Source organism: Microbacterium sp. NPDC087591, from assembly GCF_044743625.1.
Lineage (GTDB): Bacteria > Actinomycetota > Actinomycetes > Actinomycetales > Microbacteriaceae > Microbacterium.
The window spans coordinates 199045-217033 of the sequence record NZ_JBIUWU010000001.1; the positions used below are offsets into that span (position 1 = coordinate 199045).

Here is a 17989-nt window from a genome sequence, read left to right on the forward strand (position 1 = left end):
TCCGAAGGTGACGGGCGGTAGGCTACTCTCTGCTCGTCGAGTCCGCTGTCCCCTGCAAAGGCGACAGTCGGCGCAACAACATCGGAGAAACTGCCCCGTGGCCCACGTCCTGCAGAACGTCGTCTTCCCACTCGATCGCGATCCCGATCTCCTGCCCCTGTACGCGGACCCCGAAACCTGGTCCGTGATCGAAGACGAGCCCGTCCGCGTCTCCAACCGCGCGCACCTGGGGAACATCCTGGGTCGGCATCGGGCGCGGATCGTCGCCGGCCGCCGCGTGTCGCTCGGCACCTACTTCAACGCCTTCCCGGCGTCCTACTGGCAGCACTGGACCAGCGTCCGCCAGGTCCAGCTCACCGTGCGCACCACGGGCCCGGCCACGATCCTGGTCTATCGCTCCAACGGCTCGGGCATCCGTCAGCGCGTCGCGACCCGCGAGGTCACCGGCGAGTCGTCCACGTCGTTCGACCTGGACCTCACGCAGTACAGCGACGGCGGGTGGATCTGGTTCGACATCGTCGCCGACGAGAAGCACGCGGTGCTCGAGGGCGCCGAGTGGACGACCGAGCACGACCCCGCGCGCAGCGGCAAGGCCTCTCTGGGCATCACGACCTACAACAAGCCGGACTACTGCGTCGAGACACTGCGCGCGCTGGCCGCATCGCCGGACGCGCTGGAGTTCGTCGACCGGATCTTCCTGGTCGACCAGGGCACCCAGCTCGTCGCAGACCAGGACGGTTACGACGAGGTCGCCGCGCAGCTCGGAGACACCCTGCAGGTGATTCGGCAGGCGAACCTCGGCGGATCGGGCGGATTCGCCAGGGCGATGCATGAGACCCTGCAGCGTCCGGAGAGCGACTTCGTCCAGCTGCTGGATGACGATGTCCGCCTCGAGCCCGAGTCCCTGCGCCGATCCATCGTGTTCGGACAGTTCGCGACGACACCGGTGCTCGTCGGCGGGCACATGTTCGACCTGCTCGACCGCCCCAAGCTGCACGGCTGGGCGGAGGTCGTCGACGAGGCTCCCTTCATGTGGCGCAACCTCTTCCAGGAGAAGATGCCGCACGACTTCGGTGTTGCCAACCTGCGTCAGTCCCCCCTGCTGCACCGGCGGATGGACTCCGACTACAACGGCTGGTGGATGTGCCTCATCCCGCTCGACGCGATCCGCGAGGTGGGCCTGTCCCTGCCCGCGTTCATCAAGTGGGACGACGCCGAGTTCTGCCTGCGCGCGGGCAAGGCGGGCTTCCCCACCGTGTCGATGCCCGGGGTCGCCCTGTGGCACGTCTCCTGGGTCAACAAGGACGACTCGATCGACTGGCAGGCCTACTTCCATGCGCGCAACCGCATCGTCGCCGGGCTCCTGCACTCGAACGCGCCGCGCGGAGGGCGCCTGCTGACCCACAGCCGCCGCGTCGACCTCAAGCACCTGATGATGATGCAGTACTACCCCGTCGCGCTGCGGGCTCAGGCGCTGCGCGACGTCCTGTCGGGCCCCGCGCACATGCGGAAGGGGCTGGCGACGGCTATGCCCGGCGCGCGCGCCCTCGCTGCGGACTACCCGGAGACGGTGGTGCATCGCGATCCCACCACCGTGCTCCACTCACGCCGTGGTCGACAGGTGTACAAGCAGCTCTCGAGGAACGATCTCGACAACCCGACCGGCATGCGTCTGCGCTGGTTCACGCTCTCGACCCTCGTCAGGCACTGGCTCCACGACCCGCACCCCTCGAACGTCGTTCAGCCGGAGGTGGAGTTCGGCAAGGAAGAGGCGCAGTGGTGGCGACTGCCGGCGTTCGACAGCGCCCTGGTGAGCGCGGCGGACGGCTCGGGCAAGAACATCTACGTGCGAGACCGCCGCAAGTACCGCCGCATGCTGCGTGAGACGGTGCGCCTGCACTCCGAGCTCCGCCGTCGTTGGCCCGAGCTCCAGCGTCAGTATCGCGAGGCCCTCCCCGGCCTCGTCTCCCCCCAGTCCTGGCAGCAGATCTTCGAGGAGAAGGCATGACCGCGGCACCTGCTGCATTCGAACCGGCGACGGCGACGATCGTGATCGTCACCTACAACAGGTCGCACCTTCTCTCCGGCCTGCTCACCAGCATCGAGGCGATGGATCCGAAGCCCGGCCACGTCGTCATCATCGACAACAACTCGGCGGACGACACCACCGAGGTGGTCGAGTCGTTCCGCGAGCGCGTGGGCGCCGAACTCGTGTACCGCCGCCTGGAGACGAACACCGGCGGTTCCGGTGGATTCAGCGAAGGCATGCGGACCGCGTACGAGCTCGGATCCGAGTGGATCTGGATGATGGACGACGACGTCGAGGTGCTGCCGGACGGTCTCGCCAGGATGGGCGCCTGGGCGCCGCGGTTCAAGAGCATCCAAGGGCGCCGCTACGACTACGACGGCAGCGAGTTCTACTGGCAGTACCGCATCGCCGAGCGCATGGGCATCCCGATCCCCTTCGCGCCCTCCGGCTTCGACGACTCCGGGTTCAAGGAGATGAACAGCGGCTGCTTCGAAGGCATGTTCATCCACCGCTCGATCGTGCAGCAGATCGGGCTCCCCGATCCCCGCTTCTTCATCTACTGGGACGACCAGATGTACGGCTGGCTCGCTTCGCGCAAGACCACCGCGGTGATCGTGGATGAGTTCGTGCTGCGTCGCACCCGCGAGATCAAGCAGTGGGACATGGGCATCCGGCACATGAACGCCTCGAGCAACGCCTACCGCTACTACATCATGCGCAATCGCGCGTACATCAAGAACTACTACCGCGCGCACGATGCCTACAACCCGGTTCTGTTCGGGCTGGGCACGTCGATGACGTTCGCGAAGGAGCTCATCCGCCTCGTGTTCGTCGAGCGGACGGTACGCGGCACCAGCAACCTGTTCCGCGGGCTCAGGGACGGCGGCCGACTCGGCCGTGACCGGAGCTGGCAGCCGATGGCACCTCTGGAGGCGTGACGATGAGCGATCAGCAGCCCGAACTGCGGTGGGCCCCGATCCCGCCGGCGCCGAAACGCGGCGGCCGGATCTGGCTGATCATCGGTCTCTCGGTGCTGGCGGTCGCCATCGTCGCCGCCCTGCTGTTCCTCTTCCTCCCTCGCGGCGGCGCGGCGGAGCCCACGCCCTCCCCCACGACGTCGCCGTCTCCCAGCGCCTCCGCCTCGTCCTCACCGACGCCCGAGCCGAGCGCCACCGACACCCCGGAGATCACCCCGCCCCCTGTGGACGACCCCGACCTCGAGACGTTCACCGCACTCGTCCAACCTCGCCTGGACGATGCCCAGACGGGGCTCGGGTTCCTGTCCGGCATGTCTGGCGCCGAAGCGGCGCAGGTCGTCGACTCGCTCCAGCAGGATGCGGAGGTCCTCTCGGACTCCGTGGCACCGAGCTCGATCGCCGCACAGTGGTCCGATGCGGTCTCTGACTACACCTCCACGCTGGTCGCGCTGCGATCCGCGATCGACGGCGGGAACTCGACGACAGCACCTTTGGACGCCGCGACGAACGCGCTGCAGAAGGTCCGTGCCCTCGTCGGACTCTGAGCCACGACGCGGCACAGCGCCGGGGAGCCCGCTGGGGGGCGTCAGACCCCGTAGTCGGAGTTGTAACGGTCGAGGACGTCGGCGATCGGCGCGTCCAGAACCAGCGCGCCCTTGTCGAGGTACAGGCCCCGCGTGCAGAACCGGCGGAGATCCCGCTCGTTGTGACTCACGAAGAAGAGGGTGCGTCCCTCGGCGAGCAGCTCGTCGATGCGGGCATAGCACTTCTCCCGGAAGGCCTTGTCTCCCACCGCGAGCACCTCGTCGACGAGGAGGATCGGCTCGTCGAGCTGCGAGACGACCGAGAACGCGAGGCGCACCTTCATACCGTTGGACAGATGCTTGTAGGGAGTCTCCTCGAACCCGTGGAGCTCTGCGAACGCGATGATGTCGTCATAGCGCCGCGAGACCTCTTCGCGCGACATGCCGTGCAGCCCTGCCGTCAGGCGCACGTTCTCGCGCACCGTCAGATCTCCGACGAACCCGCCCGTGATCTCGATGAGCGGAGCGACCCCGCCGTTGACCGCGACGGTGCCCTCGTCCGGCAACAGCACCTTGGCCACGAGCCGCAGCAGCGTGGACTTGCCCTGGCCGTTGCGTCCGACGACGCCGATCGATTCGCCGGGACTCACGGTGAAGGAGACGCCGCGCAGCGCCCAGAACTCACCCGGACGCGAGCGGCGCGAGGCGCCGGCGAACAGGTCCTTGAAGCTGCGGCTTCCCCGCCGATTGCGGCGGAACCGCACGCCGAGCCCCTGCACATCGATCGCCGCCGTCATCACAGCTCCTTCAGCACAGGACGCTCGAGCGTGCGGAAGGCCCACACACCGAGCGCGAGGATCGCCAGGCTCATCACCACGCTGATGACCAGTGTGAACAGATTCCACTGGTCCGGGAAGAAGGCCATTCGATAGAGCATGAAGATTCCGGCGAGAGGGTTGAAGGCCCCCAGCGTCTGCGCGATACCCGGCAGGTCGGTGACGTTGTAGATGATCGGGGTCGCGTAGAACATGGCCCGCAGGATCAGGGCCGTCGTCCGCTCCAGATCGACGTACATGACGCACAGCGGTGCGATGAGCAGTCCGAGACCGACGAGCAGGATGGTCTGCAGCAGCATCGCCACCGGCATCCAGAGCACGCCCCAGCCGATCTGCACCACCTGGTTCGGGTCGGTCTCCATGACCAGGCTGATCACGATGAACAGCACCAGCACGGGGAGCGAGAACAGATACTCGATCCCCTTGCTCAGCACGATGCGATTCACCCAGATCGTCCGCGGGATCGCCGTCGACCGCACCAGCCGAGCGTCCTTCTTGAAGGCGCGGGTGAAGTCGCCCACCGAGGAGTTGAACCACACCCACGGCAGCAGAGCGCTGATGAGGAACACGATGTACGGTTCCTCACCGACGTCGCGGTGGAACACCTGCGTGAAGACGAACCAGTAGATCAGGCTCATCACCAGCGGATCGAGCACCGACCAGAGGTACCCGAGGAAACTCGTCGAGTACCTCACCTTGAGGTCGCGAGCGGACAGCAGCCACAGCGAATGCAGATAGCGCCGGGGCGTCCCGGGCGCCCCGACAGCAGCGTGACTCACGATGACGAGTCTAGGAGAGAGTGTTGTTCCAGAGCGACAGCGCCGAGCCGATGGCCATGTGCATGTCGAGGTACTGGTACGTGCCGAGGCGTCCGCCGAAGTGGACGTCCTTCTCACCCTTCGCGAGCTCACGGTAAGCCAGCAGGCCGTCGCGGTCGGTGGGGGTGTTCACCGGGTAGTACGGCTCGTCCTCGCGCGTGGCGAACCGGGAGAACTCCCGCATGATCACGGTCTTGTCAGACTCGTAGATGTCCCTGCGCTCCGGGTGGAAGTGCTTGAACTCGTGGATGCGCGTGTACGGCACGTCCATGTCGGGGTAGTTCATCACGCTCGTGCCCTGGAAGTCGCCGACGTTCAGCACTTCCTGCTCGAAGTCCAGCGTGCGCCAGCTCAGCGCGCCCTCGGTGTAGTCGAAGTACCGATCCACGGGCCCGGTGTACACGACGGGGAGCTGTCCGACGGTGGCCCGGCGGTTGAGCGGCTGCGACTCGTCGAAGTAGTCGACCTCGAGCTTGACGTCGATGTTCGGGTGATCCGCCATGCGCTCGATCCAGGCGGTGTACCCGTCGGTCGGCAGGCCCTCCCACGTGTCGTTGAAGTAGCGGTTGTCGTAGGTGTAGCGCACGGGAAGGCGGCTGATGATGTCACCCGAGAGCTTGTGGGGATCGGTCTGCCACTGCTTCGCCGTGTAGTCGCGGAAGAACGCCTCGAACAACGGACGGCCGACGAGCGCGATGCCCTTCTCCTCGAAGTTCGCCGCCGTCTTCGCGTCGAACTCCCCCGCCTGCTCCTTGACGAGCGCACGCGCCTGGTCCGGCGTGTAGGCGGACTGGAAGAACTGGTTGATCGTGCCGAGGTTCACCGGCATCGGGAAGACCGTGCCCTTATGCGTCGTGTAGACGCGGTGCACATAGTTCGTGAAGGAGGTGAAGCGGTTCACGTACTCCCAGACCGTCGCGTTGGAGGTGTGGAAGAGGTGGGCGCCGTAGCGGTGGACCTCGATCCCCGTCTCGGGCTCCGCCTCGCTGTATGCGTTGCCTCCGATGTGGTGGCGGCGGTCGATGACGGTGACCTTGCGTCCTGCCTCAGCGGCACGCTCGGCGATGGTGAGGCCGAAGAAACCCGACCCGACAACGAGAAGATCCATACTCTGCTTTCCTAGCCCGCATCCGACGCGGTCTCATCCAGCGTAGCCGCTGACACCGGATCCGACGCGCGCTCCCACTCCTTCGCCGCCCGCAGCAGCACCACAGTCCGGTACGTGGCCACGAGCAGCGCTGAGAGCGCGATCACCGAGACGACGCCCAGAAGACCGGCGACCAGCAGCGCGGGGATCATCAGCGGGATGCTCACGCACGCGGCCACGATCGACGACCGGGCCAGCTCCCGTTCGCGCCGCAATGCGACCAGCCCGGCCAGCCCGACGATCTGGGCGACGCACTCGGCGGCGAACCCGATGCCGGCGATCAGCGCCACCTCGAACGGGATGACGGCTTCTCCCAGCGTGAGCGGGATCGAGATCGGCGTGGCGAGGAGCGCGAAGCACGTGCCGCCGATCGCGCCCACGCCGAGGCCGACCCAGAGCGAGCTGAGAGCCCTGCTGCGGGTGTGCGCGCGTCCCGCCTCGGGCACCCAGCTCTGCACGGCCTGCAGGATCGGCGCCAGGACGATGATCCCGTAGCGGTAGAGCTTGTCGACGGCCGCGAACACCGGGAGCACCGGCTTCATGAAGATGTCGACGAGGAGAACGGGGAGCATCGTCGCGAGGTTCCCGAACAGCACCGTCGCAAGGCCGGCGACCTGGGTCCTCATGGTCGTCGCCAACTCGTCGCCGCGCGTGCGGCGCAGCGTGGCTCCGTCCTTGCGAGTGAGCGCGTACACCAGGCCGCCGACGACGCCCAAGGTCGTCGCGCCCGCGACCGTCCACAGATACGACACGAGCGTGGGAACGAAGACGACGGCGACCAGCGCGGCGACCTGACCGAGCACGGCCGGAAGCGCGTCGAAGATCAGCATCGCCGCGGGCCGGTTCGTGCCGATGAAGTACCAGGCGGCGCCGATACCGGGCACCGCGTACGCGATCGTCGCCAGCACGGCCGCGAGCGGGTCAGCTCCGAGTGCGATCCCCAGCGCCACGGCGAGCGGGGTCACGATCAGCAGCAGCGGCACTCTGGCCACGAGCGAGTCGAGGAGGAACTGGCGACGGTCGGCCTTCGGGAGCGCGGAGACCGTGCTGGGACCGGTCGCCCCCCAGCCGAAGGCGACGCAGATCGACGCGAACTGGCCGATCATCTGCAGCACGAACAGCCGCGCCCACTCATCCGTGCCGATCGTGCGGATCAGCAAGGGGATCGAGACGATGCCGACGGCCGTCGCGGCGATCACCGAGATCGAGAAGTACGCGCTCCGCCGCAGCAGATCGTGGCGGACCAGCGCAGAGATCCGGCTCACACTCGTCGCCCGAACCGCGAGCGCTGCGCGTCCGAGATGCGACCGAGCACGCCGCGTCGTCCATCACGCCAGCCGGCTCTGACGGCACTCAGCTGTGTGAGGCGGTCAGGGGCGAGCAGGCTGCCACCGACAACCATCTCGGCCAGCTTGCGGTTTCGACGCCGCATCCAGGCTCGATCCTCCGCGCCGTAGCGGCGGGAGAGCCAGACGCTGTTGCGCACCATGTAGTAGGTGCGCCACGGCGAGTGGTAGAGCACATGGCGCTGTTTGCCCCCGAGGATGAGAGGTCGCCCGAACAGCTGGAGCGGCACGGCTTCGCCGAGGGCGTGCGCCATCTCCAGGTGTTCATCGACGACGAACCGGTACCCGGCAAGGCGGGCGCGCACCCTGAACTCGGAGTCGACCGCGTCGATGAAGAGGTCGGTGTTGAATCCGCCCAGCTCGTCGAAGACCGCCAGCGGGATGACCTGGCCCGACTGGATGGGATCGAATGGCTCGCCGTCCGACCCGCGCAGCACGGGCGCCCCTCCGACGACCCCGGGCACCCCGGCTGCGACTCTCACTCCGTGCGCCGTCGCCTGTTCGATGAGGGCGAGCAGGCGACGCACGTGCCCGTCGGCGAGGCGGGAGTCCTGGTCCAGGGTGACGACATACTCCGCCCCGCGCTCACGAGCACGATCGACGGCGACGTTCAGCGCCGACGCGATCCCGCCGTTCTCCGCGAGCGAGATCACCTCCACATCGCCCTCGAAGGTCAGATGCTGCGCCGTGTGCGACCCGTCATCGACGAGCACCACGGCATCCACCTGCTCGACGAGTGAGGCGACGGTCTCCTGAAGATCGTCAGGAGCCCCGAACACAGGAACGACGGCGACGATTCGAGCGGTCATCGGCGAGTGTTCTCCTGAGAGGTGAGGGGGCGGTCGAGATGATCGTAGATCATGCGCCTGGCAGCAACTCGGAGTACAGCAGCCGCAACCGCTCGTGGAACGCACGCACGCCGTACACACCGTCCGCCCACAGCTGCGCCTGCTCGGCACGCTCATCGTCGGGCGCGCGCAGCTGTGCGATCACTTCCTCGCCGAAGCGAACAGGGTCATCTGTGATGCCGGCGAACAGCGACGTGGCCGTGATTCCTTCCGCGCCCACGGTCGTGGAGACGACCGGCACTCGTCGCAGCATCGCGTCGAGCGTCTTGAACTTGACGCCGGCCCCGGTCTGCAGCGGAGCGACGAACACGCGCGCCTGGGCATACCAGGGATCCAGGGAATCCACGAAGCCGGTGAGCTCGGCACGCGTCGCCCGTTCGACCGCGCGTTCGAGCGGAGGCTGCGCATTGGCACCGGCGATCACGAGGCGCGCCTCCGGTACGGCCGCGATGACGGCTGGCCAGATCCGCTCAAGGAACCAGCCGATCCCCTTGGCGTTGTCCGGCCGATCGAGGGCACCGGTGAAGAGGACCACGGGGGCATCGGGGTCGACGTCGCGTCGGATCGGATCCGTCGGCCCGAGTCCCGGATGCACCACCTCGACCCGCGTGGATGGAGCGAGCCGGCGTGCGAGATCCGCGTCCTTCTCACTGAACACGAGCAGCATGTCGAGCGCGCGGAACGACCGCGCCTCCTGCTTCCTGCTGCGGCGGGCTGCCAGAGCGTATGCCACCTTCATCGCCGGGTTGCCGGCAGCGGATGCCGCACGCTCCCACCGCTGCGTGATCACGTCGTGCGCGATCCCGACCAGAGGGACGCCAGGGATCCGGGAACGGACGTACGGGGCGAGCGCGATCATCTCCGACCAGTGGAACTCGATGATGTCGGCAGCCGCGAGATCGCTCCACGGCGCCCTGCTCGTCTGGAAGAGCCGACGGTACGGCCAGGCGACCGCGCTCCCCTGCCACGCCGACTCGATGTCGTACAGGGTCTTCAGGCGACCGGTGCCGCCGGGCCCCACACCCCGCAGCAACTCGGCGGGCGCGCCGTCGGAGGCGTGCGGCAGAGCGGCGCGGTTCAGCGGGGTGTCCGGAGCGAGGAGCATGACGTCGGCGAACCGGCGGAGCGCATCCACGTGCCTCCAGACGTACTGCCCGCCCGCATGGGCGACGGAGGGGAACGGGATATACTTCGTGACGCTCGTGATGCGCGAAGTGTGACCGGACCGGCCCCGCGCGCGAGAACTGTCCGCCGCGGTCATGCTCTCAGCCTAGGCCACCCGCCCTCGTCGTCAGGATCCCCCATCAACGACTACGTCGCTCTCGTCATCGCGTACCGGGATCATCAGCTGGTGCGCGCCGTCCTCGAGAGGCTCTCGGCCCAGACGATTCCGCCGTCCGAGGTGATCATCGTCGACAACGGCGGCACGCTCGACCCGCAGGACCTCACCGGACCGCTGCGTGAGCGGACGCGGCTGATCCCCCGCCCCGACAATCCCGGCTACGGGCCGGCCGTCAACGAGGCACGCTCTCTGGCCGGATCCGCGCTCCTCGTGCTGACACATGACGCGGTGTTCGACGAGACCCTCGCGGCGCAGCTGCTGGATGCGCTCGCTGACACGCCGGACAGCGGTGCATCGGCCCCTCTGCTGCGCTACGCCGCAGACCCCTCCCGCGTGTTCTCCGCCGGCGGCGTCCTCACCTCCGGCGGCCGAGCGCTGCACCGCACCGCCGAAGACGGCGTCACGCCGCACCCGGTCGACTGGGCGGACGGAGCGATCATGATGTACCGACGCACAGCCCTCGACGCGATCGACTGGATCTCCGAGGAGTACTTCCTCTACTTCGAAGACGTCGACACCGCGTGGCGCATGCGGCAGGCGGGGTGGAGCACGCTCGTCGTCCCTGCGGCGAACGCCTTCCAGCAGCCTGGCACCCACCCGATGTACCTCGGGATCCGTAACATGACCCTGTTCGCCCGGCACGCGCAGATCCCCCTGCTCCCCCACCTCGGCGCGGTCGCGCGTCGTGTCGCCGAAGAGGCCGCCGCGCGCGTCCTTCGAGGCCGCCGCCCCGAGCTGGTCGCCGCCTGGCGCGGCTGGCGCGACGGGCGGCGCGGCCGAGGAGGGAAGCCCGCCTCATGACCGCGCCATCCACACTCGACGTGCTGCTGCCCTACTACGGCGATCATCCGCAGTTCCGCGACGCGGTGCGCAGCGTCATCGCCCAGAGCGATCCGCACTGGCGACTGGTGTGCGTCGACGACGCGCATCCGACCTCGACCGCCCGCGAATGGATCGAATCGCTCGGCGATGAACGCATCCTCCACGTCCGCAACGACGAGAACCTCGGCGTGGCGGGGAACTTCTCACGATGCCTCGCTCTCGCCGAGGCGCCCTGGTTCACCGTGATGGGCAGCGATGACCTCATGCGGCCCGATCATCTCGCCGAAGCACGCCGGCGCATCGAGCGTCGACCGGACGTCGACATCGTCCAGGGCGGGGTCGTGGTGATCGACGAGAACGGCACAGCGGTCAGTCCGCTCGCTGATCGTGTGAAGGCGCTGTTGCGGCCTCGGGTCTCCGGCGGCGAGCGGACTCTCCGCGGACAGGAGCTCGCTGCGACGCTGACACGCGCAGACTGGGCATACTTCCCCTCCCTGATCTGGCGCACCGATCGCGCCCAGCGGCTCGGATTCCGGCCGGAGTACGAGATCGCTCTCGATCTCGGCCTGCTCCTCGATGTGGCGATCGACGGCGGCACGATGCTGCTCCACGACGAGCGGACCTTCGAATACCGCCGCCACCGCGCCTCGGTGTCGATGACGGCGGCGCGCACCGGCGAGCGGTTCGCCCAGGAGCGTCGGTTCTTCCTGGACTATGCGCGACGGTTCCGGGACATCGGATGGAGACGGTCGGCACGGATCGCACGTCTGCACGCCGTGTCGCGTCTGAACGCGCTCAGCGAGCTGCCTGGCGCCGTCCGGTCAGGAGGGGCGGCCGCCGGCCGGCGGATCCTGGCCCACGTCCTTCTCCCCTGAGGTCTGCGCGGCCTCGAGGGCATCCAGTCGTGCACCGATGATGGCGACCTCCTCAGCCAGGCGGCGCGCCTCCGCCTCGCTCTGCGACAGCTCCCAGGAGAGGTGGAGAGTCACTCCGAGCAGCACGGCGATCGCGGTCGCGAAGAGGAGGTTGACAGGCAGCTGGACGCCGATGGCCTCGGTGGCGGCGGTGAGCAGACCGGGGAACAGGCCGAGCGCGAGTAGAACGATCCCGAGGAGCAGCCACAGGACGGCGTACTTCTCACGGAGCTGGCGCGTGAGCAGCATCCAGAGCACGGCCACGATGATGAGGACGGCGATGCCGATCCCGATGTAGGCGATCATGCGGACCGCTCCTTTCGTGGCGTCCGCGTCAGCGCCAGGGCGAGCGCGAAGGCGCTGCGGAGGAGGTAGACGGTCGACCCCCACGCTCCCTGGCTGGGAGTGCCGTGCTGGCGCGCGCGCATCGCGACGGGGACCTGTGTCACGGTGAGGCCGGAGTGCAGGGCCGCGACGAGCGAATCGAGCGTGTCGCCCAGATACTCGGCCGGGTAGTAGCTCACGTACTGCGCGATCGCAGCCGCGTTGGCCGCCCGGAATCCGCTGGTCACGTCGGTGAGACGGGTGCGAGCGACCCGTGACACGAACTTCGCGAGCACCACCATCGCCCAGCGCCGCGGTCCCCGCACCTCGTAATCTCCGGTGTCGGCGAAGCGGGCTCCGATCGAGATGTCGGCATGCTCGAGGCCGCCGAGCACGGCGGCGATGTCGGCGGGATTGTGCTGCCCGTCCGCGTCCACCTGGATCGCACGGCCGTACCCCCGACGTTGCGCGTAGGTGAATCCCGTGCGCATGGCACCGCCCACACCGAGGTTGAAGGGCAAGGAGAGCACCGTGGCCCCCGCGCTTCGCGCCACATCTGCGGTGTCGTCGACGGAGCCGTCGTCGATCACCACGACGTCGTAGTCCGCGGAGGCCGCCCGGATCTCGCGAACCGTCGTTCCGACGTTGCGGCTCTCGTTCCACGCGGGGACGAGCACAAGCGTGCGATCAGAAAAGGTCATCGTGCTCAGATCCTAACCGCCGTGTGTCAACCCAGCCCGCAGGCGGTGACGCGGTACAGACGCGCGTCGCCCTGCTCGTCGACCAGTTCCACGGCCTCCGACTCTGCCAGATCATCGAGCCCCGGATACACGTGGGACTCCCCGTGGACCTCGCGGTCGCCGAAGTCGAGGACATGCGTGATGCCGAGGTCCGTGACAGCCGTGCACACGTCCGGGTCTGTCGCCGCGTCGTCGAGCCCGTCGTTGACGATGTGCCCCTCCTCTGTGAGGTACATGAGCATGTGCGGCATGAGCACACGCCTGCCGCTGAAGGCGAACGCCAGACCGGTTCCCGTGTAGGGGTTGCCCGCGATCACCGCGTCCTCGGGGACCTCGGCAGGGAGGCGCTCGAGGAGCGCGAGCTCGTCCGGCGACAGGAGGCGGGAATCCGACGTCATGACGTAGTTGGAATGCGCGGCCGCCTGGGCCACAGGCATCGCGGGGAACTGGGCGACGAGCGCGACGACAGCGGTCGCGGCGACCGCGATGACCGCTGTCGCACGGGGAGCGAGCGTCGTCGGGAGCAGGCGCGCGGACAGTGCTGCAGCGCCGGCGAGCCCCGCCGCGGCGAGCGGAACGAGAGCCACAGCGAACAGCGCCGCCAGACGCGGCCAGTTGTTGTACCACCCCCCGGTGAGGGCGTCACGAAGCGGGCCGATCGCCAGACCGGAGACCACGACGAACAGACCGGCTCCGATCGCCCACATCCCCGCCGCGATCCAGAGGTCCGCCGTGCGCTCCCTCACGAGTCGCACGATCCCGAAGATCACCCCGACGGCCACCACGATCGAGCTCACACCGATGAACATGCTGACCGAGAAGACCTGCCACACCGCTCCCAGCGGCGACAGCGCGGTCGGCCATCCCCTGGCCTCGGCTACCGGGCGCAGCACCTTCAGGAGGACTCCGCCCACGACCAGATACCCGAGGGCGGAGACGACGAGCAGCGTGCGCGTGCGACCGGAGCCGGCCGAGCGCCACAACCGCAGGAACAGGAAGGCGAACATCGGCACGGACAGCGCCAGCCATCCGATGAATCCTCCGGGATGCGCGAGCACCAGGCCGGGCAGGCATCCGGCGAGCGCGAACAGCCACCAGCCGAGAGCGAGTCCGTCCTGCGCCGGCGTGCGCACGACGGCGAGCGTCACCGCGAGCAGGGACGGCAGCAGGGCGAGCGAGAGCTGATACGGGTACAGGACGCCGTAGTCCATCATCAACAGCGGGAACGCCGGGATCGCAGCCACGACCACACCCGTGGAGAGCAGCATGGCGCGTGTGGCGCCGAACAGCGCCCCGGTCAGCGCCAGCGCTCCCGCCGGCCAGACCAGCGCCGAGATCACGAGCGTGAGCGCCTGGACCGCGACCGGGATGGTCGCCCCGGTCAGCTGCACCAGGAGCGCTGCCGCGGCATGCCAGACGGCGGGGTAGAAGCTCATCGCCCCGGTGAGCCCCCCGACGTCCAGCGAGGAACCCGAGCCGGACTCCAGGATGTAGCGGATGGCGTTGAGGTGGAAGACGTTGTCGAACGTCTGGGAGATCGCCTCGGCACCGCCGAACGCCGCCAGCACACGCCAGCCGATGAGCACCGCCGCGAAGGCGAGCGCGACCGCCACCCACGCCGTGCCGGCGGCCGGGGTACGCACGCGCGGCACCAGCGGGCGGCGAAGGGCTCGGCGGACCAGCAGGATCCCTGCCGCGAGCAGGATCGTCACGAGGGCGACGGGCAGCAGAGACCAGCGCATTCCGACGAGCGGGGCTGCCGTGCTGGCGATCGCGATCACACTGAAGGTGAACGGAGCGGCGGTGCCGACGAGCCACAGCCCGCGAAGTCCGATGACGAACGCGAGCCCACCGCCGATCACGATGATCAGCAGGGTGAGGACGATGGAAGCGAGGGCGACGGTGAGCATCGTCTCAGGGCCTGTCTGTGGGGTGGTCGGTCGAGGGCCTGAACAGGATAGCCGTCGCGCCTGAGCACTCCCCACTCGGCCAGCGAAGCAGGTATGACAACATAGAGGGGTGAAGGGCATTATTCTCGCCGGTGGTTCTGGGACCCGGCTGCATCCAATCACCCTCGGCGTCTCCAAGCAGCTGATCCCTGTGTACGACAAGCCGATGGTCTACTACCCGCTCTCGACGCTGATGCTCGCCGGTATCGATGACATCCTCGTGATCACGACGCCGCACGACGCCGCACACTTCGAGCGCCTGCTGGGTGACGGATCGCAGTTCGGCATCCGGATCACGTTCGCGCAGCAGCCATCGCCCGATGGTCTCGCGCAGGCGTTCACGATCGGTGCGGACTTCATCGGCGATGACAGCGTGGCGCTGGTCCTCGGCGACAACCTGCTGTACGGCCCCGGCCTCGGCAGCCGCCTCCAGCGGTTCAAGGACATCGACGGCGGTGCCGTGTTCGCCTACTGGGTCGCTGAGCCTTCCGCATACGGCGTCGTGGAGTTCGACGAGGAGGGTCGTGCCGTCTCCCTGGAGGAGAAGCCCGCGTCGCCGAAGAGCAACTACGCCGTGCCCGGCCTCTACTTCTACGACAACGACGTCGTCGAGATCGCCCGCGGCCTGGCCCCCAGCGCGCGCGGCGAGTACGAGATCACCGACATCAACAGCGCCTACCTGGAACGCGGCAAGCTCCAGGTCGAGGTACTCCCCCGTGGCACGGCCTGGCTGGACACGGGAACATTCGACCAGATGACGGACGCTGCCGAATACGTGCGCACGATGGAGCGGCGCACCGCGCTGAAGATCGGCGTTCCGGAGGAGGTCGCCTGGCGACAGGGCTTCCTGGATGACGACGGGCTCCGCACGCGTGCAGAGGGTCTCGTCAAGTCCGGCTACGGCACCTACCTTCTCGACATTCTCCGGAGAGGACACCAATGAGTCGTCTGCTTGTCACGGGTGGAGCCGGCTTCATCGGCTCCAACTTCGTCCACCATGTCATCGAGTCCACCGACCACGAGGTGACCGTTCTCGATGCCCTGACCTACGCGGGCAACCGTCGCTCGCTGGAGGGGCTGCCATCGGACCGGCTGACGTTCGTGCACGGCGACATCACCGACGCTCCTCTCGTCGACCGGTTGTTCGCCGATGCCGACGCCGTGGTGCACTACGCCGCGGAGTCCCACAACGACAACTCGCTCAACGATCCGCGTCCGTTCCTCGACACGAACATCATCGGCACCTACACGCTCCTCGAGGCCGCCCGCCGTCACGGCACCCGTTTCCACCACATCTCCACCGACGAGGTGTACGGAGACCTGGAGCTGGACGACCCGGAGCGCTTCACGGAGTCGACGCCGTACAACCCGTCCTCGCCGTACTCCTCGACGAAGGCCGGATCCGACCTGCTGGTGCGCGCCTGGGTGCGCTCCTTCGGGGTGCAGGCGACGATCTCCAACTGCTCGAACAACTACGGCCCCTACCAGCACGTCGAGAAGTTCATCCCGCGTCAGATCACGAACGTGATCCGCGGCATCCGACCGAAGCTGTACGGCGCGGGCGAGAACGTCCGCGATTGGATCCACGCGGACGACCACTCCTCGGCCGTGCTCACGATCCTCGACAAGGGGACGATCGGCGAGACGTATCTGATCGGCGCAGACGGCGAGAAGAACAACAAGGACGTCGTCGAGCTCATCCTCACGCTGATGGGGCAGCCGGCCGATGCCTACGACCACGTCACCGACCGTGCCGGCCACGACCTGCGCTACGCGATCGATTCCTCCAAGCTCCGCACGGAGCTGGGCTGGTCGCCGCAGTTCGGGGACTTCGAGAGCGGGCTCTCGGCGACGGTCGACTGGTACCGGGCGAACGAGGACTGGTGGGCGCCGTCGAAGGATGCCACCGAGGCGTTCTACGCGGGGAAGGGCCAGTGAGCCTGGAGTTCGGCAAGCAGCTGCAGGCTCGGACCACCACGATCCCGGGACTGCTCCTCTTCGACCTCCCCGTGCACGGCGACGCGCGCGGATGGTTCAAGGAGAACTGGCAGCGGGAGAAGATGACGGCCCTCGGGCTGGACGATTTCGGCCCGGTGCAGAACAACATCTCGTTCAACGATGCCGCGGGCACCACGCGTGGCATCCATGCGGAGCCGTGGGACAAGTGGGTGTCGGTCGCCACCGGGCGCATCTTCGGCGCCTGGGTCGACCTGCGCGAGGGCCCGACGTTCGGTGCGGTGTTCACCGCCGAGATCGACCCGGGAACAGCGATCTTCGTGCCACGTGGTGTCGGCAACTCCTACCAGACGCTCGTACCGGACACGGCCTACACGTATCTGGTGAACGACCACTGGTCGCCCACCGCCGACTACGCGTTCCTGAACCTCGCCGACGAGACCGCCGCCATCGAGTGGCCGATCCCCCTCGCCGATGTGGAGATCTCGGAGAAGGACAAGGCCCATCCGCGCCTGTCCGACGTCGCCCCCGTCGCGCCGAAGAAGATCCTCGTCCTGGGAGCGAACGGACAGCTCGGACGAGCACTGCGCGCGCATTTCCCGGCATCGTCGCACGTCGAGTACGCCACCCGCGACGACATCGACCTGACGGATGCGAACCTCTCGCAGGCCCGCCGCTGGCGCGACTACGGTGTGATCGTCAACGCTGCCGCGTTCACCGCGGTCGACCTGGCGGAGACCCCGTCCGGTCGCGCGGATGCCTGGGCGTCCAACGCCACGGCGCCGGCTGCGCTCGCGCGGATCGCCACCGAGAACGGCATCACGCTCGTCCACGTCTCCAGTGACTACGTGTTCGACGGCTCCCATGCCGGCGCCTACTCCGAGACCGAGCCGGTGCGCCCGCTCGGGGTCTACGGGCAGACGAAGGCGGCCGGCGATGCCGTCGTCAGCACCGTTCCTCGGCACTACATCGTGCGCACGTCGTGGGTGATCGGCGATGGCAAGAACTTCGTCCGGACCATGGCATCACTGGCCGAACGCGGTATCTCGCCGCGGGTGGTCGGGGACCAGATCGGCCGGCTGACCTTCACCGACCAGCTCGCCGCGGCGATCGCGCATCTGATCGAGAGCCGCGCGGAATACGGCATCTACAACGTGACGGGTGCGGGAGAGCCGCGTTCCTGGGCTGACATCGCTCGTGAGGTCTATCGACTCACGGGGCACGATCCGGCGGCAGTCACCGACGTGTCCACGGACGAGTACTTCGCCGGCGCGGCCGGTCCGGTCGCGCCTCGACCTCTCAACAGCGTGCTGGACCTGACGAAGATCCGTGCCGCCGGGTTCGACCCGGTCGACGCGGACGTGTCGCTGGCGAGCTACCTGGCCGACTGAGCCAGACGCACCTCCCCCGCTCCCTG

17 protein-coding genes are annotated in these 17989 nt (G+C 68.0%); 8 read left to right on the forward strand and 9 right to left on the reverse strand.

The window, feature by feature from the left end; translation table 11 throughout:
• Positions 1 to 97 precede the first annotated feature (97 nt).
• The 3 genes from ACIOVG_RS00935 to ACIOVG_RS00945 are packed head-to-tail and all read left to right on the forward strand — an operon-like array spanning position 98 to position 3551.
• Positions 98 to 2008 carry a glycosyltransferase gene (locus ACIOVG_RS00935; protein WP_400868152.1) on the forward strand — a complete coding sequence of 637 codons (1911 nt, stop codon included), beginning with the start codon at positions 98 to 100 and terminating at the stop codon, positions 2006 to 2008.
• Positions 2005 to 2967 carry a glycosyltransferase family 2 protein gene (locus ACIOVG_RS00940; protein ID WP_400868153.1) on the forward strand — a complete coding sequence of 321 codons (963 nt, stop codon included), beginning with the start codon at positions 2005 to 2007 and terminating at the stop codon, positions 2965 to 2967. The genes ACIOVG_RS00935 and ACIOVG_RS00940 overlap by 4 nt, the downstream gene beginning before the upstream one ends.
• Positions 2968 to 2969: 2 nt before the next feature.
• On the forward strand, positions 2970 to 3551 hold the full coding sequence (locus ACIOVG_RS00945; protein WP_400868154.1) for a hypothetical protein: 582 nt from the start codon (positions 2970 to 2972) through the stop codon (positions 3549 to 3551).
• A gap of 41 nt (positions 3552 to 3592) precedes the next feature.
• Here ACIOVG_RS00945 and ACIOVG_RS00950 read toward each other — a convergent pair whose 3' ends face one another.
• Genes ACIOVG_RS00950 through ACIOVG_RS00975 form a run of 6 tightly spaced genes read right to left on the reverse strand, consistent with a single transcriptional unit; the run spans position 3593 to position 9786 of the window.
• The gene (locus tag ACIOVG_RS00950) at positions 3593 to 4327 is read right to left on the reverse strand and encodes an ABC transporter ATP-binding protein (RefSeq protein ID WP_400868156.1); all 735 of its coding nucleotides are present in this window, start codon (positions 4325 to 4327) and stop codon (positions 3593 to 3595) included.
• On the reverse strand, positions 4327 to 5145 hold the full coding sequence (locus ACIOVG_RS00955) for an ABC transporter permease (RefSeq protein WP_400868158.1): 819 nt from the start codon (positions 5143 to 5145) through the stop codon (positions 4327 to 4329). The genes ACIOVG_RS00950 and ACIOVG_RS00955 overlap by 1 nt, the downstream gene beginning before the upstream one ends.
• 10 nt (positions 5146 to 5155) lie before the next feature.
• Positions 5156 to 6292: a UDP-galactopyranose mutase gene (gene glf / locus ACIOVG_RS00960; RefSeq protein ID WP_400868160.1), complete on the reverse strand. Its 1137-nt coding sequence runs from the start codon at positions 6290 to 6292 to the stop codon at positions 5156 to 5158.
• An 11-nt stretch (positions 6293 to 6303) separates the two neighbouring features.
• Positions 6304 to 7596 (reverse strand): lipopolysaccharide biosynthesis protein, encoded by a 1293-nt coding sequence (locus tag ACIOVG_RS00965; protein WP_400868162.1) that lies wholly within the window; start codon positions 7594 to 7596, stop codon positions 6304 to 6306.
• On the reverse strand, positions 7593 to 8486 hold the full coding sequence (locus tag ACIOVG_RS00970; RefSeq protein WP_400868164.1) for a glycosyltransferase: 894 nt from the start codon (positions 8484 to 8486) through the stop codon (positions 7593 to 7595). Before ACIOVG_RS00970 ends, ACIOVG_RS00965 begins: the two co-directional genes overlap by 4 nt.
• A gap of 49 nt (positions 8487 to 8535) precedes the next feature.
• Positions 8536 to 9786, reverse strand: a complete 1251-nt coding sequence (locus tag ACIOVG_RS00975; RefSeq protein WP_400868166.1) for a glycosyltransferase — start codon at positions 9784 to 9786, stop codon at positions 8536 to 8538.
• Between ACIOVG_RS00975 and ACIOVG_RS00980 the strand changes: the two genes are divergently transcribed.
• Both ACIOVG_RS00980 and ACIOVG_RS00985 read left to right on the forward strand, forming a co-directional pair.
• Entirely contained in the window at positions 9688 to 10668 is a 981-nt protein-coding gene (locus tag ACIOVG_RS00980; RefSeq protein ID WP_400868168.1) for a glycosyltransferase family 2 protein, read from the forward strand. The genes ACIOVG_RS00975 and ACIOVG_RS00980 overlap by 99 nt on opposite strands.
• Positions 10665 to 11564 (forward strand): glycosyltransferase family A protein, encoded by a 900-nt coding sequence (locus ACIOVG_RS00985; protein WP_400868170.1) that lies wholly within the window; start codon positions 10665 to 10667, stop codon positions 11562 to 11564. The genes ACIOVG_RS00980 and ACIOVG_RS00985 overlap by 4 nt, the downstream gene beginning before the upstream one ends.
• Here the strand turns inward: ACIOVG_RS00985 and ACIOVG_RS00990 are convergent.
• From ACIOVG_RS00990 to ACIOVG_RS01000, 3 genes are read right to left on the reverse strand one after another with little or no spacing between them, the layout of a single operon-like run.
• Complete coding sequence (locus ACIOVG_RS00990; protein ID WP_400868172.1) at positions 11511 to 11909, reverse strand: DUF2304 domain-containing protein; 399 nt, start codon at positions 11907 to 11909, stop codon at positions 11511 to 11513. The two genes, ACIOVG_RS00985 and ACIOVG_RS00990, sit on opposite strands and share 54 nt — an antisense overlap.
• Positions 11906 to 12628, reverse strand: coding sequence for a glycosyltransferase family 2 protein (locus ACIOVG_RS00995; RefSeq protein WP_400868174.1), 723 nt, complete (start codon positions 12626 to 12628; stop codon positions 11906 to 11908). The genes ACIOVG_RS00990 and ACIOVG_RS00995 overlap by 4 nt, the downstream gene beginning before the upstream one ends.
• 26 nt (positions 12629 to 12654) lie before the next feature.
• Positions 12655 to 14577, reverse strand: coding sequence for a DUF6541 family protein (locus tag ACIOVG_RS01000; protein ID WP_400868176.1), 1923 nt, complete (start codon positions 14575 to 14577; stop codon positions 12655 to 12657).
• 109 nt (positions 14578 to 14686) lie between these two features.
• Here ACIOVG_RS01000 and rfbA point away from each other — a divergent pair, with 109 nt between their 5' ends.
• The 3 genes from rfbA to ACIOVG_RS01015 are packed head-to-tail and all read left to right on the forward strand — an operon-like array spanning position 14687 to position 17963.
• Complete coding sequence (gene rfbA / locus ACIOVG_RS01005; RefSeq protein ID WP_400868178.1) at positions 14687 to 15559, forward strand: glucose-1-phosphate thymidylyltransferase RfbA; 873 nt, start codon at positions 14687 to 14689, stop codon at positions 15557 to 15559.
• On the forward strand, positions 15556 to 16554 hold the full coding sequence (gene rfbB / locus ACIOVG_RS01010) for a dTDP-glucose 4,6-dehydratase (RefSeq protein ID WP_400868180.1): 999 nt from the start codon (positions 15556 to 15558) through the stop codon (positions 16552 to 16554). Before rfbA ends, rfbB begins: the two co-directional genes overlap by 4 nt.
• Positions 16551 to 17963, forward strand: a complete 1413-nt coding sequence (locus ACIOVG_RS01015; protein ID WP_400868182.1) for a sugar nucleotide-binding protein — start codon at positions 16551 to 16553, stop codon at positions 17961 to 17963. The genes rfbB and ACIOVG_RS01015 overlap by 4 nt, the downstream gene beginning before the upstream one ends.
• Positions 17964 to 17989: the final 26 nt, after the last annotated feature.